25 protein-coding genes are annotated in these 25,105 nt (G+C 45.5%); 18 read left to right on the forward strand and 7 right to left on the reverse strand.

Features of this window, described 5'->3' with window-relative positions; translation table 11 throughout:
* Positions 1 to 175 precede the first annotated feature (175 nt).
* The 3 genes from ACXADE_RS08005 to ACXADE_RS08015 all read left to right on the forward strand — a co-directional run bounded on the left by ACXADE_RS08005 (position 176) and on the right by ACXADE_RS08015 (position 2,221).
* Positions 176 to 721 carry a copper resistance CopC family protein gene (locus tag ACXADE_RS08005; protein ID WP_474979951.1) on the forward strand — a complete coding sequence of 182 codons (546 nt, stop codon included), beginning with the start codon at positions 176 to 178 and terminating at the stop codon, positions 719 to 721.
* On the forward strand, positions 721 to 1,800 hold the full coding sequence (locus tag ACXADE_RS08010) for a copper resistance D family protein (RefSeq protein WP_474979952.1): 1,080 nt from the start codon (positions 721 to 723) through the stop codon (positions 1,798 to 1,800). The genes ACXADE_RS08005 and ACXADE_RS08010 overlap by 1 nt, the downstream gene beginning before the upstream one ends.
* Before the next feature lie 100 nt (positions 1,801 to 1,900).
* The gene (locus tag ACXADE_RS08015; RefSeq protein WP_474979953.1) at positions 1,901 to 2,221 is read left to right on the forward strand and encodes a hypothetical protein; all 321 of its coding nucleotides are present in this window, start codon (positions 1,901 to 1,903) and stop codon (positions 2,219 to 2,221) included.
* A gap of 128 nt (positions 2,222 to 2,349) precedes the next feature.
* Here the strand turns inward: ACXADE_RS08015 and ACXADE_RS08020 are convergent, their stop codons facing one another.
* Positions 2,350 to 2,931: a GNAT family N-acetyltransferase gene (locus ACXADE_RS08020; protein WP_474979954.1), complete on the reverse strand. Its 582-nt coding sequence runs from the start codon at positions 2,929 to 2,931 to the stop codon at positions 2,350 to 2,352.
* Between the two features lie 113 nt (positions 2,932 to 3,044).
* Here ACXADE_RS08020 and corA point away from each other — a divergent pair, with 113 nt between their 5' ends.
* Positions 3,045 to 3,995 carry a magnesium/cobalt transporter CorA gene (gene corA, locus ACXADE_RS08025; protein ID WP_474979955.1) on the forward strand — a complete coding sequence of 317 codons (951 nt, stop codon included), beginning with the start codon at positions 3,045 to 3,047 and terminating at the stop codon, positions 3,993 to 3,995.
* Between the two features lie 644 nt (positions 3,996 to 4,639).
* Here the strand turns inward: corA and ACXADE_RS08030 are convergent.
* Positions 4,640 to 5,032: an SET domain-containing protein gene (locus tag ACXADE_RS08030; RefSeq protein WP_474979956.1), complete on the reverse strand. Its 393-nt coding sequence runs from the start codon at positions 5,030 to 5,032 to the stop codon at positions 4,640 to 4,642.
* 268 nt (positions 5,033 to 5,300) lie between these two features.
* Here ACXADE_RS08030 and ACXADE_RS08035 point away from each other — a divergent pair, with 268 nt between their 5' ends.
* Positions 5,301 to 6,824 (forward strand): glycine betaine uptake BCCT transporter, encoded by a 1,524-nt coding sequence (locus ACXADE_RS08035; RefSeq protein ID WP_474979957.1) that lies wholly within the window; start codon positions 5,301 to 5,303, stop codon positions 6,822 to 6,824.
* A 48-nt stretch (positions 6,825 to 6,872) separates the two neighbouring features.
* Here the strand turns inward: ACXADE_RS08035 and ACXADE_RS08040 are convergent, their stop codons facing one another.
* Positions 6,873 to 7,436 carry an FAD-dependent oxidoreductase gene (locus ACXADE_RS08040; RefSeq protein WP_474979958.1) on the reverse strand — a complete coding sequence of 188 codons (564 nt, stop codon included), beginning with the start codon at positions 7,434 to 7,436 and terminating at the stop codon, positions 6,873 to 6,875.
* 722 nt (positions 7,437 to 8,158) lie between these two features.
* Here ACXADE_RS08040 and ACXADE_RS08045 point away from each other — a divergent pair.
* Together ACXADE_RS08045 and ACXADE_RS08050 are read left to right on the forward strand one after the other, a co-directional pair.
* Positions 8,159 to 9,349, forward strand: a complete 1,191-nt coding sequence (locus ACXADE_RS08045) for an IS110 family RNA-guided transposase (protein WP_474979959.1) — start codon at positions 8,159 to 8,161, stop codon at positions 9,347 to 9,349.
* Between the two features lie 930 nt (positions 9,350 to 10,279).
* A complete protein-coding gene (locus ACXADE_RS08050) occupies positions 10,280 to 11,665 on the forward strand; it encodes an MFS transporter (RefSeq protein ID WP_474979960.1) in 1,386 nt (461 codons plus the stop codon).
* Between the two features lie 36 nt (positions 11,666 to 11,701).
* Here the strand turns inward: ACXADE_RS08050 and ACXADE_RS08055 are convergent, their stop codons facing one another.
* Positions 11,702 to 12,034 carry a hypothetical protein gene (locus ACXADE_RS08055; RefSeq protein WP_474979961.1) on the reverse strand — a complete coding sequence of 111 codons (333 nt, stop codon included), beginning with the start codon at positions 12,032 to 12,034 and terminating at the stop codon, positions 11,702 to 11,704.
* A gap of 73 nt (positions 12,035 to 12,107) precedes the next feature.
* Entirely contained in the window at positions 12,108 to 12,737 is a 630-nt protein-coding gene (locus tag ACXADE_RS08060; RefSeq protein ID WP_474979962.1) for an SDR family oxidoreductase, read from the reverse strand.
* Between the two features lie 216 nt (positions 12,738 to 12,953).
* On the opposite strand from ACXADE_RS08060, the gene ACXADE_RS08065 reads away from it, so the two are divergent.
* The 9 genes from ACXADE_RS08065 (at position 12,954) to ACXADE_RS08105 (ending at position 20,993) form a co-directional block, all read left to right on the forward strand.
* Positions 12,954 to 13,487, forward strand: a complete 534-nt coding sequence (locus tag ACXADE_RS08065) for an HD domain-containing protein (RefSeq protein WP_474979963.1) — start codon at positions 12,954 to 12,956, stop codon at positions 13,485 to 13,487.
* A gap of 433 nt (positions 13,488 to 13,920) precedes the next feature.
* Positions 13,921 to 14,058 carry a hypothetical protein gene (locus ACXADE_RS08070; RefSeq protein ID WP_474979964.1) on the forward strand — a complete coding sequence of 46 codons (138 nt, stop codon included), beginning with the start codon at positions 13,921 to 13,923 and terminating at the stop codon, positions 14,056 to 14,058.
* A 120-nt stretch (positions 14,059 to 14,178) separates the two neighbouring features.
* Entirely contained in the window at positions 14,179 to 14,313 is a 135-nt protein-coding gene (locus tag ACXADE_RS08075) for a hypothetical protein (protein ID WP_474979965.1), read from the forward strand.
* Between the two features lie 68 nt (positions 14,314 to 14,381).
* The gene (locus tag ACXADE_RS08080; protein WP_474979966.1) at positions 14,382 to 14,510 is read left to right on the forward strand and encodes a hypothetical protein; all 129 of its coding nucleotides are present in this window, start codon (positions 14,382 to 14,384) and stop codon (positions 14,508 to 14,510) included.
* A gap of 177 nt (positions 14,511 to 14,687) precedes the next feature.
* Entirely contained in the window at positions 14,688 to 15,959 is a 1,272-nt protein-coding gene (locus ACXADE_RS08085) for a molybdopterin molybdotransferase MoeA (RefSeq protein ID WP_474979967.1), read from the forward strand.
* Entirely contained in the window at positions 15,931 to 16,977 is a 1,047-nt protein-coding gene (gene moaA, locus ACXADE_RS08090) for a GTP 3',8-cyclase MoaA (protein WP_474979968.1), read from the forward strand. Before ACXADE_RS08085 ends, moaA begins: the two co-directional genes overlap by 29 nt.
* Before the next feature lie 81 nt (positions 16,978 to 17,058).
* Positions 17,059 to 17,484: a YwpF-like family protein gene (locus ACXADE_RS08095; protein ID WP_474979969.1), complete on the forward strand. Its 426-nt coding sequence runs from the start codon at positions 17,059 to 17,061 to the stop codon at positions 17,482 to 17,484.
* A gap of 165 nt (positions 17,485 to 17,649) precedes the next feature.
* Complete coding sequence (locus ACXADE_RS08100) at positions 17,650 to 19,011, forward strand: TrkH family potassium uptake protein (RefSeq protein WP_474979970.1); 1,362 nt, start codon at positions 17,650 to 17,652, stop codon at positions 19,009 to 19,011.
* A gap of 26 nt (positions 19,012 to 19,037) precedes the next feature.
* Positions 19,038 to 20,993 (forward strand): EAL domain-containing protein, encoded by a 1,956-nt coding sequence (locus ACXADE_RS08105; protein WP_474979971.1) that lies wholly within the window; start codon positions 19,038 to 19,040, stop codon positions 20,991 to 20,993.
* An 84-nt stretch (positions 20,994 to 21,077) separates the two neighbouring features.
* Here ACXADE_RS08105 and ACXADE_RS08110 read toward each other — a convergent pair whose 3' ends face one another.
* Both ACXADE_RS08110 and ACXADE_RS08115 read right to left on the reverse strand, forming a co-directional pair.
* The gene (locus tag ACXADE_RS08110; RefSeq protein WP_474979972.1) at positions 21,078 to 21,206 is read right to left on the reverse strand and encodes a YjcZ family sporulation protein; all 129 of its coding nucleotides are present in this window, start codon (positions 21,204 to 21,206) and stop codon (positions 21,078 to 21,080) included.
* 75 nt (positions 21,207 to 21,281) lie between these two features.
* Positions 21,282 to 21,485 carry a hypothetical protein gene (locus ACXADE_RS08115; protein WP_474979973.1) on the reverse strand — a complete coding sequence of 68 codons (204 nt, stop codon included), beginning with the start codon at positions 21,483 to 21,485 and terminating at the stop codon, positions 21,282 to 21,284.
* A gap of 661 nt (positions 21,486 to 22,146) precedes the next feature.
* Between ACXADE_RS08115 and ACXADE_RS08120 the strand changes: the two genes are divergently transcribed.
* Entirely contained in the window at positions 22,147 to 23,631 is a 1,485-nt protein-coding gene (locus tag ACXADE_RS08120; RefSeq protein ID WP_474979974.1) for a phytoene desaturase family protein, read from the forward strand.
* Positions 23,628 to 25,103 (forward strand): phytoene desaturase family protein, encoded by a 1,476-nt coding sequence (locus tag ACXADE_RS08125; RefSeq protein ID WP_474979975.1) that lies wholly within the window; start codon positions 23,628 to 23,630, stop codon positions 25,101 to 25,103. Before ACXADE_RS08120 ends, ACXADE_RS08125 begins: the two co-directional genes overlap by 4 nt.
* Positions 25,104 to 25,105: the final 2 nt, after the last annotated feature.

Here is a 25,105-nt window from a genome sequence, read left to right on the forward strand (position 1 = left end):
TGAAAATATCGTAACAGATGGATCAAGAAGAAGGACAGGAGTTTTCCGGTCGTTCACTGAATTGTCCTCTTTACCGTCTGGCATTCACCCGCGGCCTCTGCTATAAATGAAAGGGGGAGTGAACCATTACTCCTTTGCATTCGTAAACATAGTAAATAGGAAAAGGAGTCGAGCAATGAAATATATAAGCATGTTCTGTTTGCTAATCGTACTGGGGCTGCCATTTTCGGTAGAGGCCCACACCCATCTTGAGGGTTCACAACCGGAAGCAGGTAGTGAATTGACATCCGAAAATCCTGAAGTCACGCTTACGTTTGATTCAAACGTGCAGGAGCCTACTGCACTAACGGTAACAGGCGAAAATGGTGAAGAATTTTCCGTCGAAGAATATACCCATTCTCCTGAAAATGTTATAGCGTTCAGTATCCCTGAAGCAGTGGAAAGCGGTCGTATTGAAGTCTTTTACAGCATCATCGGTGAAGATGGTCACATGATGGAAAATGAATGGACATACGACTATCAAGTCATGGGAAAAGCAGAGGACACCCCGGAAGAAACGGAAACAAATTCAGATCAAAACGAGAACAACGATGAACCAGAAAAAGAAAAAACGGCAGATACGAAGAATTCAACATCAAGTGTCTGGATTGTCCCAGTTCTTGGCTTCGGAATTTTAGTAACAGCAGGGCTTGTGTTTATGGGGATTAGGAAAAAATCATGATGGATGCTGTGACGAATGGAGGGCTCTATGCTTGTCTCTCTATTCTAATCGGAGCAAACCTGTTAGGGTTTATTAATAAAAGACAACCTGAAAAGCTTGGTCCGCGTAAAGGAACAGGGGTGCTGATCACCCTTTGCATCCCTGCTTTAGCGCTCGTTCCCATCCTGGAACTGGTACAAATGCTCCAGCCTTACCGAGAAGGAGGCTTTTTATCGACGTTCCTTCATGTACTGACCCGCTTAAATGGGGGACAGGCTTGGTCGCTCTTGTTTTTGCTGGCGGTGCTTCATACCGTAATTGTACGCATGACGAAGAAAACCAAAGCCATGTACGCCGTTCGCTTCCTTTTGGTCGTCGGGATGATTTTAACGCAAAGCCTGACCGGGCATTCTGCAGGAGCAGAATCGTTTGAAGGCGCCCTGTTTCACACCATCCACTTTCTAGCGGTCGGGGTATGGTCAGGGGTTCTCCTGGTCGTGAGCTTTTCATCGATCTATGAGCAGCGATGGGACACATTTGTCTCCTGGTTTACAAAATTAGCGATCGGCTGTATGGTTTGGATCACGATCACCGGAGTGGCTATGAGTCTTACTCTGACGGAACGACTGGTAGACTCCTGGATGCTTCCTTATGGCCAGGCTCTTCTCGTCAAACATCTTCTGTTCATTTTGCTGCTCTTATTCGCTTTCGTCAATGGTTTCCTCGTGAAGCGTCTCGTTGCAGAAAATGCCAGTTTCTCTCCTCGACGATGGTGGAGAGCCGAGAGTCTCTTGGTTCTTTTCATCTATACAATTACAGGTTATATGACCGAACAGGAAACCCCTCAGAATATCAGCCGGACGCTTGAGGAACAGGAGCCTGCTGCGCTGTTTCGTATATTTACAACGGTGGATGGAATTGGTCCGCTATCTCTTGCGCCAAACGTCATCAGTTTTACTTCTTTCGCGCTGGCACTCGTCTTTTTATTATTCGCTGGAATGATGATCGCTCGTAACTCTCTCTCCGGTGCATTTTTCATCAGTATTTTAGTAGTCTGGAGTTTGTATTTGGGACTTATGAGCAGTGTCGCTATCAGCTGATGTGTTTAGGGATTATAAAAGTCATCGGGTTTTAAAAGCTTCCCGTTTGGTGTATTATTACACCAAACGGGAAGCTTTTTATTGTGAATGGGGGGGTTGTATGGAATGGATATCCATGCCGCCTTGGTTTTGGGTGGGCTATTATTTGTTTTTATTAATGACGCTTGGGCTTTCGGTATCTAATCTGCGAAAAAACGACTATATGGGGATGAGTTTGATAGCGATAGGAATGTCATTCGTCGTTCCGTTCTGTCATTTCATAAATAGTATGGGAAGATCTGTGGGTGTGAATGAATTTGAACATTTGTTTTTGGAATGTCAGCAAGGCGCCCTTTGGGCTGTTTTTGCTAGTTTAGGTTATCTGTTTTTAGTCGTTTGGTGGGTTTTCTTCCTATACAAAAGGAGAAGGGGCAACGAGTGACTTTCTTCAAATACAAGCCGTATTAGGGCGGCTACATTAATTTTGCATGTCTCCATAGAAAAACGCACAGCTATTCGTAGGATGCTGTGCGTTTTTCTATGGAGATCGCCCTCGATGCGATGGTCATATCAGGCACGTTTCATCCATTCCTCCCGGAGCACGCCCATCCTGATGGAATCGTAGTACTGTCCTTCATAGATGCGGCATTTTCTCAATCTGCCCTCGATCTTCATGCCCAGTTTATGGCCCACTCGCATCATTCGCTCATTTTTGGACCAGGTCGTCAAACCGACTCTTGCGAGAGGGAGAGTCCGGAACAGATAATCCACCCATATCTCTAACGCTTCTGATCCGTAGCCACCATTCCAATAGGAAGGATCGTAAATGCCGATGCCGACTTCGAGCCAGAGAGAGGCTTTATGTTCCCAGTAGTACGTCACCGTCCCGATAATACGGCCATCAACCTCAATGATAAGCCTTGAGTCGGGTTCGTTGGGCCCGAGTCTATCTCTTCGAGCCGTTTCATGGCTGTGATAGCTTTCAAGTGTATGGGGCTCGAGTGTGTAATAAGGGGCATCCCATTTCTTCCATTCCGGATCATTTCCATTGTAGATCAATCGGTATAAAACGGGAATGTCCTCGTCGGTGATGACTCTCAAAATCACTCGTTGTCCTTTCAGCTGTTGGTCATTCTTTAGTCGCTGCAGCATCTGCCTGCCCCCGATCCCTCTTTTCTTTCATCGTACCATAAGATAGAATGGTTGTTTGAATAAATTCTATTAAGGTTATAAAAGAATAAGACATACATAGGCAGGTGATATGAATGATTGAAGTTTTGGCTTACAGTAAAGAAACCGGTCTCCAGGAGAATCTGTCGATCGATGAACTTTCCAGCGGTCAATGGGACTGGTACTGGGTCGATTTCAACGAACCGTCGGAAGGGGAAGTGACCCTTTTGGAAAAGACGTTCGAATTCCACCCGCTCGCAGTTGAAGACTGTCTGCACGGTCTCCAGCGTCCAAAGCTCGACTATTATGATGATCACAGTTTCATTGTTGTTCATTCTGTGAATCCAGACACGTTGGAGCGGGAGGAGATCAACGTTTTCCTCGGAGAGTGTTCGATCGTCACTTTTCATAAACAAAGGAATGAACCGTTGGAACAGGCGAAAAAAATCGTCAAGCATAATAAAAAGCACACCGATGTAGATGAGTATTATGTATTCCATCAGATTTTGGATAAAGTGGTCGATCATTATTTTCCGATTATTTATAAAATTGAGGACCACATCAATGACATAGAAGATAACACGAGGGACTTGTCGATGGAAAAGCTGCTGGAGGAATTGTTTGACCGGCGGAGTGAGCTTCTGACATTGAGGCAGACGGTCCACCCGATGAGGGATCTGTTGTATCGGATTTTGAATACGAGGCACTTGGATGGCGTGTTCGAACGGAAGGAGTACTTTGCTGATATTCATGACCACTTGATCAAGGTGGCGGATATGGTTGCTTCGAACCGGGAGATGACCCAGGATATCCGGGACAGCTACCTTTCCTTGAACTCGCATGAAACGAACCGGACGATGCAGGTGCTGACGGTAATTAGCGTTATCTTCATGCCATTGACATTCATTGTCGGCGTCTACGGCATGAACTTCGCGAACATGCCGGAATTGCAGACGGAACATGGCTACTTCGTGGTTTGGGCGGTCATGATTGCAGTTGCTGTCGCTATGTTTATCTGGTTCAAAAATAAAGGTTGGTTCGATTGATGAACGAAAAGGAGGACGGAAGCTGGCCGTGTGGTCGACTTCCGTCTTTTTTCAGTCCCGGGGAGGAGGCAGGGTCACTCTTTGGGACGTTAGAAAGAGAATGGAGGCGGTATATACTTGAGGTATCCATAGAGCAAAGGAGATGATCGTAATGGTCAACATCTTTGAACTTTCTATCGATATCCAGGATCGCCGTACAAAATGAAGGAAAAATAATCAGTGCTCGTGACTTCGGTCACGGGCGTTTTTTTGGAAGCAAGGAAATCAGAGTATAAGGTTAAGCATGTTCAGCCGTTTATTAGCGAATTTAATACTTTTATTAGCGACTATTGATCGTATATGTGCAGCTTTTGCAATTATATTCGCACTTTTCCTTATTAAATTAGCATTTTGCCCTCCTGCTGATGAGATGAAACAGAAGAGGAGGGAGGTGGCGCCTCCGTCTTTTATCAGTCTCAGGGAGGATAGGAAATCACTTCGTCGGCCGTTAGAAAGAAAAGGAGAGCGCTCTATACTTAAGATAACAACGAAACGAAGGAGATGATCGGAATGATCAACATCTTGGAAATTTCCATCGATATCCTCGATCGCCGACCGCGCTAAATAAAAACGCTCGTGACATTAGTCACGAGCGTTTTTGATCGTTATTTAGATTCCTCTTCCTCCTGGTCGAACCAAAGAAGTTCCTGCTCATCAACAAAACCATTGTAGTTGATGTACACTTCCTCATCCGCCTTGATGTCTCTGTAGGCGTAAAAGTCAAAGGTATGGGTTTCGAAATTGATCACATAGTTGGCATTAGGCTCGTAGGAATGGTTGAACATCATGCCATACCCAAGGACAAAAGCCGTGTGATTTTCCCCGTATTCAAAGGCATAGTCAGCCAGCCGGGTTTTTTCAATATGAACATGCTCTGCATTCGGATATGGAATCACAGGTGCCTGGTGAATCAGTTCGTTTTTGGCGATATCCCGTTGAGCAAAAATGCCTCGGTTTAATTCTTCATTTTCAAGTGTAGACGTGCGTACTTCAATCATGTCGTCACCTCCGTATTTTTATCAGCTTTGGAAAAGTTTGATAGGAATGATGGTACTTTATAGGATCGTTTCCAATGGAGTCAGCTTTTAAATTTTCATAAAGAACAGAGTCTTTGTGCGGTTCTTTAGTCACTTAACCTATTCAAGTCTGACAGGTATAAGGAAGGAAAGCAACTTTCTTACTTTTCAGTTTTTCTCATAAAGAATAGGAAAATGGGTTGGAAAGATACTATTCCTACTACTCATTTTGGGAAGGGATCATGTACTGATGAAGAAATTCAACACCGTATTCAAAATGTCTGCTGGAATAATGCTTGTTCTCGTCCTGATCGGTGTCATCTGGCCGGATGGGTTGGAGCAGGTGACGACCAACGTCAAAAATTTCATCGCCAATAAACTTGGCTGGTATTATCTGATTGTCGTTACGCTTTTTACACTCGTCTGCCTCACATTTCTGTTCACACCGCTCGGCAGGATCAAGTTGGGGAAAAGAGGCGAGAAACCTGAATTTTCCCGTCCGACATGGATTGCTATGCTCTTTAGTGCCGGGATGGGGATCGGACTTGTATTCTGGGGGACTGCTGAACCGATCGGTCATTATGCCCTCAGCTCACCGACAGGAGAAACAGGTACAGATCAAGCGATCAAAGATGCCATGCGCTACACGTTTTTCCACTGGGGCATCCATGCCTGGGCGATCTATGGCATCGTGGCCCTCGTTCTCGCTTATTTTAATTTTCGTCACGGCCAGGCAGGGTTGATCAGTGCTACGTTGAAACCGTTAATCGGAGAAAAGGCAGCAGAAGGATCAATTGGAAAAGTCATCGATATTCTTGCTGTGATCGCAACGGTCATCGGGGTCGCGACCACATTAGGCTTTGGCGCCGTCCAAATCAATGGCGGGCTTTCGTACCTATTCGATATTCCGACCGGTATCGTCGTCCAATTTATCATCGTCGCGGTCGTCACGGTTTTATTCATGATATCTGCCTGGTCCGGATTAGGGAAAGGGATCAAAATTTTAAGTAATGTCAATATGGCACTTGCTGCCTTTCTTTTTCTGCTCGCATTCATCGTTGGACCGACGATGTTCATTCTCAACTTATTCACGAGTTCGATCGGTGCTTATTTGCAGTATTTGCCTACCATGAGCTTCCGGATTGCACCATTTGATCAGGACACAAGGGACTGGATTAATGCTTGGACCATCTTTTACTGGGCATGGTGGATTGCCTGGTCTCCGTTTGTCGGTGTTTTTATTGCCCGTGTATCCAGAGGGAGGAGCATTCGTGAATTTGTGTTCACGGTGCTTGTCGTTCCTTCCATTATCGGATTTCTATGGTTTTCTGTTTTTGGCGGAACGGCGATTCACCTCGAGCGTAATGCCATTGATGCCATTTCTTCGCTCGCTACTGAGGAATCGTTATTCGGCGTATTCTCAAATGTTCCTCTCGGATGGATCGCCTCCATTACTGCGATGACGCTGATTGCCACGTTTTTCATCACTTCTGCGGACTCAGGTACCTTTGTGCTTGGGATGATGACGACCGGCGGTTCGGAAACCCCAGGGTCATTTATAAAATTGACGTGGGGAGGCCTGCTTGCTGCAACGGCTTTGGCCCTTCTTTACACGGGAGGGCTGCAGGCCCTGCAAAATACGATGATCATTGCGGCTCTGCCGTTTTCCATCATCATGTTGATGATGGTGATCAGTTTTGTGAAGGCGATTTATAAAGAGGGGAAAGAGCTTGGCATAGGGAAAATTCAGCCGCCAAAAGAGGATAAATCATAAAACAATCCCCCGGTCCATTAGACCGGGGGATTGTTGTGGGGAGCGGAGTTATTTCCCCAGGACATCGTGATCGACATATCGTTTCCCGTCCAATTCACTAATTACATTAATCGCAACTTTCGCACCGTCACCGGAAGTGACGATCGTATGGACGCTGACTCCGGCTACCGTACCTGCTGCCCACACTTTCGGCTTCGACGTACGGCCATGTGGGTCGGTTTGGATGATTTTTGCTACTCTTGGCTCGGTACCCTCGGTAGTCTCCAAACCGAAAACTTCAGCAGCTTTTACAGACATCCCGGTAGCGAAAATGATGTGGGAGGCTTCAAAAAGTCCATCAGCCGTCTGAATGACGTATAGCCCGCCTTTTTCTTCAAAAGATACGACTTCGTCTTTGACGATTTCAGCACCGAAACTCTCTGCCTGTTTCTGACCTTGTTCAAGCAGCTTTGGACCTTCAATGGGGTCAACACCGTAGTGGTTTTCGACCCAGGCTTTTGAGGTGATGCTTTTTCCGCTATCAAAGATTACTGTCTTTTTCCCGGCTTTAGCAGTGAAAAGTCCTGCGCTTGCACCGGCTGGTCCTGCTCCGATAATGGCAACATCGTACATCCAATCACTCCTTTTGAAGTTTCACTTTTATTATATCTGAATTTTCTGTCCGTTTAAAATTTGGTGGCTACCTCGGAAGTTTCCTGGAAATCCTTGAAGCTTCAGAAAGTGGAGGGGCTGTTATGAGAGTTCCAATCATTCGACTTCTAAAATGAATGAAGCGGGGACAGAAATAGGAAGCTCAAGCAAAGGTTTTTATTTTAGGCTTTGTTAAGTTCAGTGTTGATATTTGCACCAACGGATGGAAGGGACTATAAATGATAGGGTGGTAAAAGAGGATTTATTTCCAAGTGTCGAAACCTTTAGATGATCTTCTTTCACGATGTAACCATTGAATCTTGTCGGATTATGATTTCGAAACGGAGCCTTTCGCTAAATGGCAGGATTGTTGAAGACTCCGTTTCGAGAGGGTTCGGGGTTCGTTATCGTATTGAGTGCCAGGGATGGCTGGGAAACTACTCGCTCGTATAATATAGTTACCAGATCATTTTTGGTGGACCTCACTACCTTCTTCCGAGGTATAATGAGGGCAATCAGATGGAGGTGTCGACGCCTCGCTTGAAGCCATGTCTTCGTAGGAAAGAATGACACCTCCCTCTTTACAGGATAATCCGTATAAGCTGGATGACACGTCGTTGTCGTATATCTAACGAGCCTGGATACTTGTAAAGATTCGGAGGAACCCTCCCATCTGGTAATTATTACAGGGCAGGTGGATTTTTTTGTATTATCTCGGCATTGATATTGGGAAACAGAACCATGAGGCTGGTTTAATTGATGAACATGGCCAACCGATAGGTAAAACCGTACGTTTCTCTAATTCCAAATCAGGGAGCGACAAACTTCTAAATTTTTTAAATCAACACGAGATTACACCAGATAATTGCGCATGTGGACTTGAGGCCACAGGTCATTACTGGCTATCCGTCTTTTCATTTCTACATAAGCTTGGATTTAAAGTAACCTCGTTCAATCCTCTACAATCCGATGCCTTACGGAATTTTTATATTCGTAAGACGAAAACAGATGAACGAGATGCGTACCTCATCGCTCAGGTTATCCGGATTGATAACCCGGAGGCTACCCCATTTATTGAAGATGACCTCCTTCAGTTAAAGAACTTGGAGCGACTTCGCTATTCTTTAGTGGACCAAAGTTCAGATATCAAACGAAAGATTATTTCTCTTCTCGATCAAGTGTTTCCGGAATATGAACGTTTGTTTTCCGATACTTTTGGTGTATCTTCTACCGAAGTTCTCCTTCATTATCCTTTGCCTGAAGACCTTCTATCTATTGATACAAAAAAACTGGCTGAGCTCCTAAATCAAGCTAGTAAAGGGAGATACGGCGAGCGGCGTGCTCAGGAAAAGGCAGATCAATTGAAAGAAAAAGCACAGGAAAGCTTCGGCATATCCATAGGAGGAGAAGCATTTCGGGTGCAGATTCACATTCTCCTTGAACAACTATCCCTCTTGGACCGACAAATTAGCGAGATAGAAGCATCGCTCATAGAGCTTTCAAATCGCCAGGAGCACTACTTAACTACAATTATCGGTATTAGCGATGTTCTTGCGGCAGCCATATTAGGGGAGATCGGTTCCATCGACCGTTTTGAACGTCCTGAACAACTCGTTGCCTTCGCAGGATTAGATGCTTCTGTACACCAATCAGGCAACTTCCAAGGAAACAGGATGAAGATGTCGAAGAGAGGGTCTCCTTACCTCCGTCGTGCCATATGGCAAGCCGCTTTTGTCGCTAGCTTTCAAGATCCAGCTTTGTCTCAGCACTATAAAAAGCTAAGAAAACGAGGGAAAGCCCACGGAACAGCCGTGGGAGCTGTAGCCCGTAAGCTGACCCACATTACCTTTGCGATATTAAGGGATAAGAAGCCTTACGAGTCTCGCCCGAAATAAAGTCATAACAGAATTAAGCTAAAAGCTTTTAAATGCCTCTTCCAAGAGGTTTATTTGGCATGGAGACAAAAATGCTTCATAAAGGATAATGAAATTTCACTTTACAACCTTGACTTTTTATAGCTGGTCTTTCCTGTGGGGGAGTGCCGAGCTTCCTCGGGCTTATCGCCCTGCGGGATCTCACCGATCTCCTTTCTCCCACGGGAGACTCGCAGCTTCCCAGCCACCCCATTCGATCATGCGAGAAACGAACCCCTTTACCAACGTTGGATGGTCTTCCATTACCCCGGTTGTTGTAAGCATAAAACGCTAGGTATCAAGCTTTCCGGGTTCGAGCATCTCGGTTTGGGAATATGATCCTTATCCTCTCACCAACTAGAATAGCTGATGATTCATGAAGGGGGTTCGAGACCCTGATCTAGCCAAGGGGCGGAGGGGGATGGCGAGACTCCTATCTTAAGTGTGCAGGCGCCTCGTTCAGCGGCGTATGGACTGGACTGAGCTGGAGGAGATAAAGGAAACACGAAGAACGAAGGGATTCGATGTTGACTTATCGTACAGAAGCGAGGGAAGTCTCACTAGCCGCTAGGCGCAGAAACCGGATATCTACGAGGAAAAGAGTGCTGGGTGAGACCCCGCAAGGCGTAAGCCTGAGGAGGCTCACCGCGCTCCCGCGGAAAGCGAGTCATCCCCCGCAGCCCCTAACTCCCACACAAACATCTCGAAGCTGAGTCTTCCACAAACGGGAGCTTTCGTTTAATAATCCTAAGATAAAAATGAGGAACTTCCATGAAATTGGAAGTTCCTCATTTGCAGTCATATCAACACTAAACTTTAACAGAGCCTTATTTTAAGATTTGATCGTTGCTTTATTCGTAGAGGTCATGTAGAATCATTTCGGGTAACGAAATATTAAAGGGGAGATTCTGCATGAATGAAGAACAGCAAGTCCGTAACCCTAAGGGATTATTAATCTCCCTTTGTGCCGTTATGATGATGTCAGTGATGAATGGAACGATGTTCAACATCGCTGTCCCTGATATAGCAAAAACATATGATTTAATGCCTTCAGAAGTGAGCTGGGTCATGACCGGTTATATAATGGTCTACGCTATAGGAGCCCTCACTTATGGAAAGCTTGCAGATTATTATCCGTACCGAACCTTAATCACCTTCGGGCTGACCATTTTCAGTATCGGTTCATTGTTCGGATTTTTCGCGCAAAACTATGGGATGGTTCTCCTTGCCCGGGTCATCCAGGCCGTCGGAGGAGCGATGATTCCAGCCTTGGTCTTTTTAGCTCCGATCCGTTATTTTCCCAATGAACGAGGGAAAGTTCTTGGTATCGTTTCCTCAGTCATGGCGTTCGCCTCCGGGATTGGACCGATTGCCGGAGGATTCATCGCAGGCTTTTTGGATTGGCGCTATTTGTTTTTAACCTCTGCCTTGATCATTATCACCCTTCCATTTTTACGTAAAAACTTACCGCAGGAAGCGGCGAAGAAGGGTTACATTGATTATGTAGGGGCGGCTCTTATAGCTGGGGTGATTGCTACACTTATGCTCGGCATCACGTTAGGCGTGACATGGCTGTTCATTTTGACCGTTCTGTTTTTCGGCCTCAATCTGTGGCGGATGAAGACGGTCGATGAACCGTTTATTCCGTCCCATCTATTCAAAGATCATCAGTACAGAGCGACGATAATTACCAGTTTTCTCGGAGTTGTCTGTTTGTTCGGAATGATGTTCATGCTTCCGATCATGTTCCGCGATGCTTATGGTCTTGGAACCATGATGATCGGCCTCGTCCTATTCCCGGGCGCGCTGAGTGCAGCCTTGATGGGGCAGAAAGGCGGGACCCTCGTCGATTCCAGGGGGAACACGTTCGTGCTCAATTTGGCGCTTGTCCTGCTTGGGTCCGGTTTCATTGTCCTTTCCACTCTCGTAGGCGCGCATCCGTACGTCGTCAGTGCAGCCATCATCCTTGCTTATATGAGTTTTCCTCTTGTCCAGGCGTCATCGGCTGACATTCTTGCGAATATTCTGCACAAAAATGAGACGGGTGTCGGGATGGGTGTGTTCAATCTGCTCAATTTTGTCTCAGGCGCACTAAGTGGGGCGTTCATCGGTAAAGCCTTGGATGTTTTCGACCCGGACCAGCCGCTCAATTGGTTTGGAGTGCAAGGATCGACAGCTGTATACAGCAACATCTTCCTCGCATTCGCCTTGATCATCGCTTTAGGGTTTGTTCAGTTCCGGATCAATTTCTATAAAAAAGACGAGGCTTATGCACGAAAAAAACCCGCTTCCTTGTAGTAGGAGCGGGTTTTCTCGTACGTATGGATACAAAACTTATACCGATATGGAGGTTTCACTCTCCACCATGGCTTCGCTGTATTTTCTGCGACAGGCACTCTCTGCAATCTGCTCGTTCCATTCGCCCTCAATTTCCTGATAGACATCATCTACACATTCTCCGTCGAGGATCATGACAAACGGTTGGTCCATATCCATGAAAAGAAAGAAAGATAATAATTTCGGAAGATGACCGGCATCGGCAATCAGTTGGTTTTGATGTAAGTATAAATCGCACTCATTTTTCGCTATCGCTTTGTACACCTTCATAATCTGGTTCGTTTTTAACGGGCGGTCTAGTGTAATCTGGTAAGAAGACAGCTCATTCACTGTCGTCACCTCCGTAATGATTTGTTGCTATATCCCTACCCGTACAAAACTTTCACTAAACATTTCTACATGTTTAATGCTCATAAATCATCTTTCGACTCATTCCCCCATCGATGACGAGATTTTCTCCATTAACAAAAGTATTCGCCTCATCCGTCAGATAAAAACATGCGTTAGCAACATCATGGACGCTTCCGACCCGATTGGATAGATGTTGGCGATGGTCGATGGGCCTTAATTTTTCCGGGTGGCCTGTATGGATCCACCCGGGGCTAATACTGTTCACTCGGATGTTGAAGGGTGACAAAGAAGCCGCCATCGCATGCGTAAGAGCGACGATGCCGCCTTTACTGGCCGCGTAAGCTTCGGAATCAGGCTCAGACATAAAAGCTCTTGTCGAAGCTAAATGGACGATGCGTCCAGCCGTTTTTTCATGTTTCCACCTTTCAGCTGCGTATTTGGAAAAAAGGAAGCAGCTTCTTAAGTTGGTGTTGATGATGTCATCCCATTCCTCCACTTCCATTTCAAACATGGACTTGAAGCGGCTGACACCGGCATTATTGATCAGGATGGAGAACATTGTATCGAGGCCCTCGAATAATTCGCGGATCTCACCTGGCTTTTTCACATCACAAGGGATGAAGCGGCCGTTGATCTCTTCCATTACCTTCCGTCCTTTTTCTTGAACATCACACCCGATCACTTCGTACCCTCTCTCGGCATATGCTGTCCGATACCTTCTGCTATACCGGTGATCAACACGGTCTCTTTTTTTCGTTCCATGATCGTTCCTCCTTCTTTCGTTTCCACTCTTTATTATAGCGGATTGTTCGGATGCCAAGCACGAGTACGACTAGGTGTAGATTGTCCGTAGATGTTAAACATGGTATGATTTGTTTTAAAAATCGGAGGTGATCGTATGAATAGAGTGACACTCGTTGATGTATTCAAACATAGAATTACTCAGAAATACTTACAGCGTTCAGGCATCCACCACGCGGTCACCGTTGCTGGATATGCATATGAAATGGCGTTGAAGTGGGGCGTGGATCCGGATCTCGCCACCAAATCAGCGCTGCTTCATGATATGGGCCATTATGAATGGTATCGCGATGGGAAGTGGGACTATGATGAATATCGGAAGTCGGATATCCATGCCATCAAAGGAGCGGAGCGTGCCCATAAGCTTTTGATCCGCCTTGGAGAGGAGCGTCTTGTCGCGAAGGAAGTATCTGTGGCCGTCCTCCTCCACACAGATAGTTATCTTCCGTTCGGTCTTGAAGAGAAAAGAACGCCGCTTCAACATGTGGTCGCTAAAGCCGATGAAAAGGATGAGCAGCCAATGGGACTCCATCATTATAAACAGATGGATCGCAGTGAAGCGTTGAAGCTGCTGCATGCGCTGGATTTGAAAATCGAAAAATATTTAGAAGAAGATGATGAACTCGCATAAAGGCATGTTTAAGAACATACAATGATTCATTAGCAGGGGCGTCTCAAACCTGGGGTGGGAAATCGAATTTCCTGCCCTTTTGGAAAAAGTCAAGAATATTTTGAATTCGGGGTTTACTTTCCGTGAAACGTTCTATATAATTTCCAGTGTAAGAAAAAATTCTCAGAAAGCGAGGTCGAAAAAATGAAAACAATGTGGACTCTAAAACTAAACAACTTCATACGTTCGACCTGCGCAGAACGAAGATTCTGAGACTCCCGACTATTTTAAACAAAAGCACTCATATGAGCCGCAGGTGATGCATATTGTATTCCTGTGGCTTTTTTAATGGATTTTTCTAAGCCGCAGTTCATCTCCTGCGGCTTTTTCTTGTGTTATCAAAGGGTATTATTACTCTTTAGATATAAAATTACATGATAAGGAGGTGGTATTCATGACCATTCAATTCTTCATTTTTACAATCACCGTATCTAAAAAACCTGCGAACCGCTGCCAGCCGTTACCCGGTTACCGTCCAACCGCTGAAGATCAGTGGCTTGACCGGAAGTCTGCATTCAGTCGATTTATGTAAGGTTCTAAAAAATTCGAAGGAGGAGAGGACAATGGAAAAACTCGTAAGGATGGCATTCATGGATTGGTTGAACGTGGAGAAAGATACAGCTTAGCTAAAATGTGAAAAGGAGGTATTCCAATGAGAATCCATATGATTCTTTTCACCATCTTGATTGTACGGCCGGACGTTGTGGAGATTGAAAAATCGAAACGCCGCAGCCGGCAGATCCAAGAAAAAATCAAGGATGGGAAAAGCAGATATTCATTCCTATAACCTTGAGGGCATCTGTGTTATAAAACCTTTCTTCTACGGGATAATAAGAAGGAGGGGAGGGAATACACATGGCCTCAGGCAATAAGAAAATTACAAAACGTAATGAAAAGAAACAGGCACGTAGAGATAAGAAGCGTGGCAGCAAGCAGGAGGAAACCGCCCTCAACCATGTCGTCAACGTTTACGACCCTATTTAATGGAATCCAGATCCCGGAGCTCTAACTCCGGGATTTTTTATGTCTTCCCGACATATTTCGTGTTTATTTTCTGTCATAATCGGGAATATGGAACTATTACCCAATAGACAATCTTTGAAATGATTCGACGATTCCTATATGTTCAAAAGGAAGACGATTGCAGAAGGAAGGATGACCATGAACTTACATAGAAAACCGATCCCTGTCACAGAGGCAATGGACAGGGTCATGAACGATACAAAAAAGGGAAGGATCGAGAAGGTACCCCTGGAATCATGTGATGGACGAAGTCTGGCGGAAGACCTTCTGGCTACCCACCCTGTGCCTCCTTTTCATAAATCCCCCTACGATGGTTTTGCTCTGAGGTCCGAAGATACGAAGGAGCTCTCGAGCGAAAAACCGGGGCGGTTCCGGGTGACTGAAACGATCGGTGCTGGGCAGCTGGCGTCGAAACCATTGGAAAAAGGGGAAGCTGTCAGAATTATGACAGGCGCTGAAATTCCCGCAGGTGCAGACTGTGTGGCCATGTTTGAGATTTGCCAGACCTTTGAGGCAGAAGGTGTTTCTTACATGACCTTAAAACGAAGGATGAACAGGGATCAGAATATTATCCAAATGGGATCCGAGACTGCTGAAGGAACGGTGCTCGTCCAGGCAGGGACCAGGATCAATCCGGGGATTAAAGCTCTTCTTGCTACGTTTGGTTATCCGAAAGTTTCTGTCTACGAAAAACCTAGAATCGGTGTCTTTGCTACAGGGACAGAGCTCCTGGAAGTTGATGAACCATTGCAACCCGGCAAAATCCGCAATTCCAATGCTCCGATGATTCTCTCTCAAATACAACGAGCGGGGGCAGAAGGTCATTGGCTCGGTAAACTTGACGATGATTTTGACGCCTGCTATCACGCCATATCCACAGCTTTGGAAGAGTTCGATCTTCTGATTACGACGGGAGGCGTATCTGTCGGGGATTTCGATTTAATGCCGGATATTTATGAAAAACTTGACGCCTCCGTGCTTTTCAATAAAGTCGCGATGAGACCGGGGAGTGTCACGACTGTGGCAGAACGATCCGGCCAAATGCTTTATGGGTTGAGTGGGAACCCTTCGGCCTGCTATGTAGGTTTTGAATTGTTCGTCTTTCCGGTCATCCAGGAACTGCTCGGCAATCCCTTGCCCTTCCATAAGCGGATTCAGGCCAGCCTTGGTGAAGATTTCGGAAAGCCGAATCCTTTTACGCGCTTCGTACGGGGGAAGATTCTTTATGAAGAAGGGTACGTGCGCGTGTCCCCGGCAGGGATGGATAAGTCCAATGTTGTAACCTCACTTGCCGGCACGGATGCATTCATTATACTCCCTGGGGGCACCAGAGGGTATGAGCAAGGGGATACGGTCGAAGCGATTCTTTTAGAATCTAATGATGGACAACACTATTTTGAGAAGGGGTGATCTTATCGACTCACACATCAAGGATCAACTGGGTCGTCCCATCAAAGACTTAAGAATATCAGTGATTGATCAGTGTAATTTTCGTTGTACGTACTGTATGCCAGCCGAAATATTCGGTCCGGATTACGCGTTTCTTCCGAAAGAGGAATTGTTGAGCTTTGAGGAGATCATCAGACTGACGAAGATTTTCGCACAATTCGGAGTGGAGAAGATACGTTTGACTGGTGGAGAACCGCTTTTACGCAAAGATTTAGCAGAACTCGTCCGTCATTTGAAGGAAATTGAGGGCATCAAAGATATAGCTGTAACGACGAATGCGGTGTTTCTCGTCCGTCAGGCGCAGAAACTGAAGGACGCAGGTCTGGATCGGGTGAACATCAGTCTGGACGCGATTGAAGATCACGTATTTCAGGAAACGAACGGCCGGGGGATTAAAACCAAACCTGTACTCAAAGGAATTGAAGCTGCCCGAAAAGCAGGCTTGAAAATCAAAATCAACATGGTCGTCAAAAAAGGGATGAATGAAGATCAGATTCTGCCGATGGCCCGTTACTTCAAAGAAACGGGGGACACCTTAAGGTTTATCGAATTTATGGAAGTCGGAAACCATAATGGCTGGAATATGGATGCTGTCGTTTCAAAGAAATGGATCATTGAACAGATCAATAAAGAGATGCCGCTTGTACCGGTGGAACCGAATTATTATGGAGAGGTTGCCTCCCGCTACGGCTATGAGGATGGGGCAGGAGAAATCGGTGTTATTTCATCGGTAACGGAAGCCTTTTGCTCCAGTTGTACGAGAGCACGCTTATCAGCGGATGGGAGCTTGTTCACCTGTCTGTTCGCTTCCTCGGGTTACGATTTAAAAACAAAGCTCCGTAGTGGCCAAACGGATGCTGAACTTACGGATTATCTGCTCGCCGTCTGGACGGGAAGAACGGACCAATATTCTGTAGACCGGGCGCAAGGAAAGCCGATGAAAGAGAATAAAATTGAAATGTCGTACATCGGTGGATAAAAAAAGGTCGAAATCAGTCTTTGCTCGAGTCCTATCTGTGTTCTATAATGGAGATAATTATCATTCCCGGAGGTCATTCGAATGAAAACCTTTAAATTGATTTCATTGGATATCGTAGAGGAGAAACACGATGATATCACACAGAGACGGATTAAGCTCGAAGATGGTTTGATCATCAACAGGGAAGACGACCACGGCCGTTGGGTGATTGAAGCCTATGTTGATGAAAGCTATCGGGACTTTTTTGAAACGATGAAAGAGAACGAAGACGAAATCATTATTCAAGTTAAGATTACGAAGAAAAGCAACCGTCCGGCTACATTCCTTGTTCAGCCGATTGATGTCAATATGATCGGTGACCGGATGAATGTCATTTTTATGGGTACGATTATTGACCGTCAGCAGGAACAAGTGGAGCGGGTATTGAAACAATTGATGGATGAAGGTTTTCAAGGGGAAGACCTTTTGGAAGAATTTAAAAAACGTGGCCAGGAATCAAAAGCATAAAAAAGGCTAATGGAGGCGTCTGATATTCAGACGCCTCCGACGTGTGTATTAGTTCAAATGTCTTATATTTTTTCAAAATAACAAGTAAATTGTCGATAATCCTGCTATACTATTAGTGGTGATAGACATCGATTCTACCTGGATACATCAAAGGAGTTTTACTATATGTGGGTGAGAAGAAAGAGCCTGCGATGGCTGAATGACTTATCGCCATTCCAACTTATCGCACTATACTATATGGTTGCCGTAACCATATCATCAATACTGATTGCATTACCTGTCGCTCATCGGGAAGGAACAGATCTTGCATTCATCGATATTCTATTTACCGCGGTCAGTGCGGTCAGCGTCACAGGTTTGACGACTTTACCTACGGCTGAAACTTTCAGTACGACAGGGTATTTTATCCTGGCCATTGTCCTTCAATTCGGAGGGATTGGAGTCATGACCCTGGGGACACTGGTCTGGTTGATGCTCGGTAAGAAAATCGGGCTTAAAGAACGCCGGTTGATTATGACGGACCAAAACCAGACATCGTTCTCCGGTATGGTCCGGTTGGTCAAACAAATTGTCCTCGTGGTATTAATGATCGAATTGATCGGTTTTCTTGTGCTTGGCACCTATTTTTTACAGTATTACGAACCGGGAGAAGCTTATCTCCAAGGGTTCTTTGGGACGATCAGTGCCATGACCAACGGTGGATTCGATATCACCGGGCAGTCTCTGATTCCTTTTCGCGATGATTATTTTGTGCAGTTCATCAATATCATCCTGATCATTGCTGGAGCGATCGGGTTTCCGGTGCTCATCGAGGTTAAGCAGTATTTGATGCAGAATCAGGAAGAGAAGACGATCCGTTTTTCTCTTTTCGCCAAATTGACGACCTTCACATTCTTTGCTCTTGTCGTACTTGGCACCATTATGATTATCATCCTTGAGAGTGGTCACTTCTTTTCGGATAAATCCTGGCATGAGATTTTCTTCTATGCTCTATTTCAATCCGTTACAACGAGAAGCGGCGGTTTATCAACGATGGATATCAATCAGTTTACCGAACAAACGCAGTTGTTCATGTCTTCGCTTATGTTCATTGGTGCCTCTCCAAGTAGTGTAGGAGGAGGAATCCGAACCACGACATTCGCTCTTGTGGTCATCTTCGTACTGACATTCGCAAGGGGTGGGAACAACATCCGCCTTTTCCGCAGAGAAGTACACCCTGAGGATTTAAACAAAGCGGTTGTTGTCACAATCGTCGCTCTTTTCGTCTGTTTCAGTGCCGTTGTGACTCTTACTGTCACGGAGCCATTTACCATGAACGAAATTGTATTTGAAGTCTGTTCAGCGTTCGGAACCGTTGGTTTGTCGCTCGGGATCACGCCGGGGCTGTCTTCTTTCGGTAAAGTCGTACTCATGCTTCTCATGTTTTTAGGTCGAATCGGCCTGTTGACGTTTCTATTCTCTTTCAAGAAGCATGATAAAGCTCAAGGTAAGTTCCATTATCCTAGAGAGAGAATCATTATTGGTTAGAACTTTGCTGTGCAGGGGGTACTCATATGTCGGATTCGTTGCGGGAGATTGCCATACCTTTGGATCATTGGTTTCTGGAACAGATGAGCGATGCACTTCTTATTTTGGACGCTGATGAGAATCTGCTTACATTCACTCCAAGAGTGGAGGAACTGTTCGGTCCAGATGTCCAATCTCTGGTCTCTTTCCTTGATTTTAACCAGTTGAAAAAAATAGACTCAGCGACCCTTGTGGATCTTCCTCCCGGGGAAGGGCGCCTGTATAAAGTCCGGTGCCGCCCTCTGGATACACACGAGGGCGTTTACGCTGTTTTTCTTTATCCGGTCTCGATGATCGATCAAACGACTGTTGTGGAGCAGAAGATGAATCAGCTGCTCGCCGTTCCATCTGAAGGGATGGTCATCCATGAAGATGGGAATTTTATTGAATGTAACGACACACTCGCAGCCATGTTCGGCTATGAGAAAGAGGAGATCCTGAAACAGGATGCTTTTCAACTTACGGAAGAAGAAGAACATGACAAGCTGAAACGATTGTTCCTGGCTTATCCGGAACAGCCCTATGTATTGAAAGCCCTCAAAAAGGATGGCAGCCTTTTTTATATTGAAGTCCTCGCTCACCCTTACCCACGGGAAGGTCGTATTCTAAGGGTGGCGATTGTTCGGGATATTACCGATCAAATACATAACGAGAAGAAAATTGAATTTATGTCCTATTATGATGAAATGACGGATTTGCCCAACCGTTATTACTTCATGAATATGGTGAAAGAAGCTGCAAAGGAAGAGGAAGGACTTGCCGTCCATTTTCTGGACCTTGATTATTTCAAGCAGATCAATGATACACTCGGCTATTCTTTCGGAGACGAACTCTTGAAGGCGTGTGCCGACCGGTTGAAATCATTTCAGAATCCGGATACGTTCATTGCTAGAATGGGAGGCGATGAGTTCCTTGTGCTTCAGAGACATGTCCATCAAAAGGAAGAGGCCGAACGTCTTGCGAAACGAATGATTGAGGCTTTTCGGAAACCTGTGGTCATCGATGGGTATGAACTTTATACTTCAGTGAGTATCGGAATCAGCCTCTATCCGGAACACGGAAAAACCGCCGGCGATTTGATCAAGCAGGCAGACAGCGCCATGTATACGGTTAAAGAAAAGCAACGCAACGACTATCTTTGTTATAACCGATCCATCAGTGCTGAATTTGAAAAGATGCTTTCCTTAGATTCAGAATTACGGAAAGCTTTGAAATTAAATCAATTGGAACTCCATTATCAACCACAGAAAAGTATGGGGACCGGGAAGATTGTTGGGTTGGAAGCTTTGATTCGCTGGAACCATCCAGAGAAAGGCAGCATATCACCTGCGACTTTTATCCCGATTGCAGAGAAGAACGGCTTGATCTTTGAAATCGGAGACTGGGTCATAAAAGAAGCCTGCCGCCAAAATAAACAATGGCAAGAGGAAGGGTACCCACCAGTGATCGTCGGCGTCAACTTGTCCGCCCTTCAATTTTTGCAAAAAGACCTGGTTCAGCGTGTGAAACAGATCCTAGAGGAAACAGGACTGGATCCGATGTATTTGGAGCTTGAGATTACAGAATCAATGGCGATGACGAATGAAGAATACATCATCCAAATGTTGAATGATTTGAGGGATCTTGGCGTCCATGTCTCCATTGATGATTTCGGAACCGGCTATTCTTCGTTGAAGTATTTAAGCCGCTTCCCGGTCAGTAAACTGAAAATCGATAAAGTATTTATCAGTGAGAATCAGGAACAGAATAAAAAAATCGTCAAATCCATCATCCATATGTCTCACTCGCTGAATATGAAAGTCATTGCTGAAGGCGTAGAAACTGCTGAACAATGGGATTTTCTGAAGAATGAAAAATGTGATGAAATCCAAGGATATTACTATAGCAAACCCCTCCCGCCCGAGCAATTGAATCAAATATTCGGAAGTAAATGGGTCCATTAAAAGACACAGCCTGATCAGGCTGTGTCTTTTTGGATAAAGGTATCAAGATGAGTCTGCCGGAGCGCGACTCTTCTTATTTCATAATCAGCAGTAGAATGTAGCACCAACGATGATCAATAGGATGAACAATACGACGATCAAGGCGAAGTTGTTTCCATAACCGCGTCGTGGTCGGTAGCACTGTCTACCTCCGTAAGGATAGCCTCCGTACATAAGCTCACCTCCTGTTATTACATTCGTAGCCTATGCACGAAGGTACAGCTCTGTATAGTCATACACCCAGCTCCATTAATTCATGAATGTTGGGGGCTGGAGTTTCGAGATTTTGCTTTTTTGGTGCATATTGTCCGCCTGCTGTTCTTGATGATGGTCACACTGATCCAGCTCTTCACACCAATGGTTCAACTGTTCGTTGCTATATTGGTTGTGGGGGGGATGCTGGGTTGAATGGGAAGGGTAATAAGGTCCGGAAATCCGTTGGTTTGAATACATATCCATGCCTCCTTCGCCCATATTATCCCCTCATCTGCCTGAATTATCCTTTCCATCTGCCGCGAAAAAAAGGCTCTGTTAAAGTTTAGTGTTGATATTACTGCAAAAAAGGAACTTCCAATTTTATGGAAGTTCCTTTTTTATATTTGGCTTATTCAACTAAATCTCCCTTTTCTTAAAGACTCAGCTTCGAGATGTTTGTGTGATTCTAGGGGCTCCGGGAAAAGGTTCGCTTTCCATGGGGCGGGCGGTGAGCCTCCTCAGGCTACGCCTTCCGGGGTCTCACCGCGCTCACGTGGAAAGCGAGTCATTCCCCGCAGCCCCATCCACTCAACAAAAGTCTCGAAATCAAGCATTCAACAATCTTGCCCTTTAGCTAAAGACTCCGTTTCAAAATATTAATCCAACAAGATTCAATGGTTGGATCGTGAAAGTAAACCATTTAAAGGAGCCAAAAAATAAAAGGAGAATAATAAGTGGGGGGCGAAATGGTTCCTTTAGAATGGTAAAGGGTTATAACATTCACCAGAAGGGTACATCATGAGTATAAAGGAATAGAGAAGAAGTCAGAGCACATTGATGAATACCCATGAATGGCTGGCTTTGTACATATTTTGTATAATGATTGCACAAGAGTAGTTTGGAGAGTAGGTGGATGGTTATGAAAAAAATAGCGATTATCGGAGCAGGGCCAGGAGGCTTGGCATCCGCGATGATTCTTGCGTCCAAAGGTTTTGATGTCCATGTGTATGAAAAACAATCCTATGTAGGTGGAAGAAATGGTCATTTTAAACTGGGAGATTATACATTCGATATCGGTCCCACATTTTTGAGCATGCCTCAAATCATGGAAGAGATCTTTGAAATGTCTGGCAGGAATGTCCATGATTACATGGATATGAAGGAGCTTTCTCCCATGTATGAGCTTCAGTTTGATGGGAAGAGAGTGCCTATGTACCGTGAACGGGAGCGAATGCTTGATGTGATCTCCGAGCATTTCCCGGGTAATGAAAGAGGCTACGATGGCTTTATGAAAGATACACGCGAAAAAATGCGGGCCCTTATGCCTCTTTTACAAACGAGACATAACAAGCTGAGCGATTATATGAGCAAACGTGCATTAAAAGCCCTGCCTAAACTTTCCCTCGGGAAATCCGTGTATGATGTCCTATCCGATTACTTTACGGACGAACGTTTGAAAATAGCTTTCACGTTCCAGGCGAAATATTTAGGAATGTCCCCATGGGAATGCCCAGGCGCATTCTCCATCCTTTCCTATATGGAGCACGAATGGGGAGTGTTCCATCCCATCGGTGGAGTCAATCAGTTGTCAAAAGCGATGGCGAAAGTGACAGAAGAGCACGGAGGCGCGATTCATTTAAATCAGGGGATCCAAAAAATCAATGTGTCAGGCACTGAGGTGACCGGCCTTGTTCTGGACTCCGGAGAAACGGTGACAGCGGATGAATATATTATCAACGCGGACTTTGCTGAAGCGATGACGCGACTCGTTGACGATGGTGTATTGCGCCGTCATTCTAAAGAAAAGCTTGAGAAGAAAAAATTCTCCTGCTCAACGTTTATGATTTATGTAGGTCTGGATAAAATTTATGATATGCCTCATCACACCATCCTCTTTGCCGACGATTATAAGAAGAACGTTGAGGAGATGACGAAGGACCTCGTGTTATCTGAAGAGCCGTCCATTTATATCCATAATGCCAGTGTGACCGATCCGACGCTTGCCCCTGAAGGTCATTCCGCTGTATACATTCTGGCACCCGTCCCAAATAATTATTCTGAGGTCGATTGGGATGACAAACAGTCCTCATTCAAATCCTTGATCTATGATGAAATCGAGAAGAAGACAGGTTTTACAGATATCAGACAGCACGTTGTGGAAGAGAAGGTCCTTACACCGAAACAGTGGCAGACCGATCATTTTGTTCATCAGGGGGCTACGTTTAGCCTTGGTCATCAACTCTCGCAAATGATGTACTTCCGGCCCCATAACCGTTTCCAGGAACTTGATCGCTGCTGGCTCGTCGGGGGAGGCACACATCCAGGGAGTGGCCTGCCGACGATCCTTGAATCGGCGAGAATTACAACTGGATGGATCTTGGAAGAGGAGGTGCAGCCGATATGAAAAAGACTGCCATTGTCGGTGGGGGGATCGGCGGGCTTGTTACAGCCCTCCTCCTGTCGAGAGACCCGGAACAAAACGTCACCATCTATGAAAAGAAGAACAGCCTTGGCGGGCGGCTTACTTACGAACGTCACGGCGAGTTTAAAATCGATCAGGGTCCGACCATTGTGCTTCTTCCGGATATGCTCCTCAGTATTTTGGAAGAAGGCGGCCTTTCAAAAGAACGTATCCCGTTAATTCCCTGTGATCCCCTTTACACCATCCATTTTCCGGATGGGAAGAGTTTCAGCAAGTACTCTGACACCGATCAACAGAAAAAGGAGCTGGAAAAGAAGTTTCCGGGTAATGAAAAGCATTTTGACCGGTTCCTGAAAGATATGCGCACCCGGTTTTTACAAGGGAAAGCGCAATTTCTTGAAAAATCGTTCGTTGAGAAGCGCACGTTCTTTTCGCGGAAAAATCTAAAGACGCTCATGCATTTGAAAGCTTATCAAAATGTCAAAAAGATGATGCGGAGTTATTTCGATGATGAACGGCTGGTCGAGGCATATACTCTACAAACATTGTACATCGGTGGTCATCCCGAGCAGTCCCCGGCTATGTACTCTCTCGTGTCCTACAGTGAGCATGAACACGGGATTTGGTATTTGCAAGGAGGATATGCTCATCTTGTCGAAATCATCGAAGAGGAACTAAGAAACCGAGGGGTTGAGATTTATACAGGGACCCCTGTCGATCACGTTCGAACCAAAGCGGGGCGGGCAACCTCTATGGTAGCCGGGGGAGAGTCGGTTGTTTTTGATGATCTGGTGCTGAACGGTGATTTTCCCCTTATGGATAAAATCATGCCCGAAGATCACAAACTGAAGCGGAAATATACGCCATCATCAGGTTGCCTTCTTCTTTACATGGGGCTTGACCGCAAATATGACAACGATGCTATCCATCAGTTTTTTATGTCACGGGATTTTGACCGTCATATGAGACAGGTGTTTGCAGAAAAACAGCTGCCTGAGGATCCATCATTTTACACCTTCCACCCTTCTCTTGTTGATGAATCGCTCGCCCCTGAAGGGAAAAGTGTCCTTTATACACTGATTCCAGTCCCGGCTGGAGAAGACGTGGATTGGAGTGGAAAAGATCATTTGGTGTCATCCGTCATGGATGAAATGGAAGCTCGTGGATTCCCTGACTTGCGAAAGCACATTGAATGGATGCATGTACGGACTCCGGAAGATGCTGCTCAGGAAGGATTGTATGCAGGGGGTAGCTTTGGAATCGCCCCGACGCTTTTCCAGTCCGGTGTCTTCCGACCACAGCTTCAGCCTTATTCAATAGAGAATGTGTATGCAGTCGGTGCTTCTATCCATCCCGGAGGCGGAGTTCCAATCGTCATGCAGGGAGCGAAACTCTTGGCCGATTATTTGCAATTTGATACGAAAGCAAGGCATAATTACAAGCGAGGTGTTTAGTG

The sequence above is a fragment of the Halobacillus sp. ABR2_026 genome (assembly GCF_056158545.1).

Coding starts and splice junctions, on each gene's coding strand:
- ACXADE_RS08005 (WP_474979951.1), top strand. CDS start 176: ATGAAATATATAAGCATGTTCTGTTTGCTAATCGTACTGGGGCTGCCA.
- ACXADE_RS08010 (WP_474979952.1), top strand. CDS start 721: ATGGATGCTGTGACGAATGGAGGGCTCTATGCTTGTCTCTCTATTCTA.
- ACXADE_RS08015 (WP_474979953.1), top strand. CDS start 1,901: ATGGAATGGATATCCATGCCGCCTTGGTTTTGGGTGGGCTATTATTTG.
- ACXADE_RS08020 (WP_474979954.1), bottom strand. CDS start 2,931: ATGCTGCAGCGACTAAAGAATGACCAACAGCTGAAAGGACAACGAGTG.
- corA (WP_474979955.1), top strand. CDS start 3,045: ATGATTGAAGTTTTGGCTTACAGTAAAGAAACCGGTCTCCAGGAGAAT.
- ACXADE_RS08030 (WP_474979956.1), bottom strand. CDS start 5,032: ATGATTGAAGTACGCACGTCTACACTTGAAAATGAAGAATTAAACCGA.
- ACXADE_RS08035 (WP_474979957.1), top strand. CDS start 5,301: ATGAAGAAATTCAACACCGTATTCAAAATGTCTGCTGGAATAATGCTT.
- ACXADE_RS08040 (WP_474979958.1), bottom strand. CDS start 7,436: ATGTACGATGTTGCCATTATCGGAGCAGGACCAGCCGGTGCAAGCGCA.
- ACXADE_RS08050 (WP_474979960.1), top strand. CDS start 10,280: ATGAATGAAGAACAGCAAGTCCGTAACCCTAAGGGATTATTAATCTCC.
- ACXADE_RS08065 (WP_474979963.1), top strand. CDS start 12,954: ATGAATAGAGTGACACTCGTTGATGTATTCAAACATAGAATTACTCAG.
- ACXADE_RS08070 (WP_474979964.1), top strand. CDS start 13,921: ATGACCATTCAATTCTTCATTTTTACAATCACCGTATCTAAAAAACCT.
- ACXADE_RS08075 (WP_474979965.1), top strand. CDS start 14,179: ATGAGAATCCATATGATTCTTTTCACCATCTTGATTGTACGGCCGGAC.
- ACXADE_RS08080 (WP_474979966.1), top strand. CDS start 14,382: ATGGCCTCAGGCAATAAGAAAATTACAAAACGTAATGAAAAGAAACAG.
- ACXADE_RS08085 (WP_474979967.1), top strand. CDS start 14,688: ATGAACTTACATAGAAAACCGATCCCTGTCACAGAGGCAATGGACAGG.
- moaA (WP_474979968.1), top strand. CDS start 15,931: ATGGACAACACTATTTTGAGAAGGGGTGATCTTATCGACTCACACATC.
- ACXADE_RS08095 (WP_474979969.1), top strand. CDS start 17,059: ATGAAAACCTTTAAATTGATTTCATTGGATATCGTAGAGGAGAAACAC.
- ACXADE_RS08100 (WP_474979970.1), top strand. CDS start 17,650: ATGTGGGTGAGAAGAAAGAGCCTGCGATGGCTGAATGACTTATCGCCA.
- ACXADE_RS08105 (WP_474979971.1), top strand. CDS start 19,038: ATGTCGGATTCGTTGCGGGAGATTGCCATACCTTTGGATCATTGGTTT.
- ACXADE_RS08110 (WP_474979972.1), bottom strand. CDS start 21,206: ATGTACGGAGGCTATCCTTACGGAGGTAGACAGTGCTACCGACCACGA.
- ACXADE_RS08115 (WP_474979973.1), bottom strand. CDS start 21,485: ATGTATTCAAACCAACGGATTTCCGGACCTTATTACCCTTCCCATTCA.
- ACXADE_RS08120 (WP_474979974.1), top strand. CDS start 22,147: ATGAAAAAAATAGCGATTATCGGAGCAGGGCCAGGAGGCTTGGCATCC.
- ACXADE_RS08125 (WP_474979975.1), top strand. CDS start 23,628: ATGAAAAAGACTGCCATTGTCGGTGGGGGGATCGGCGGGCTTGTTACA.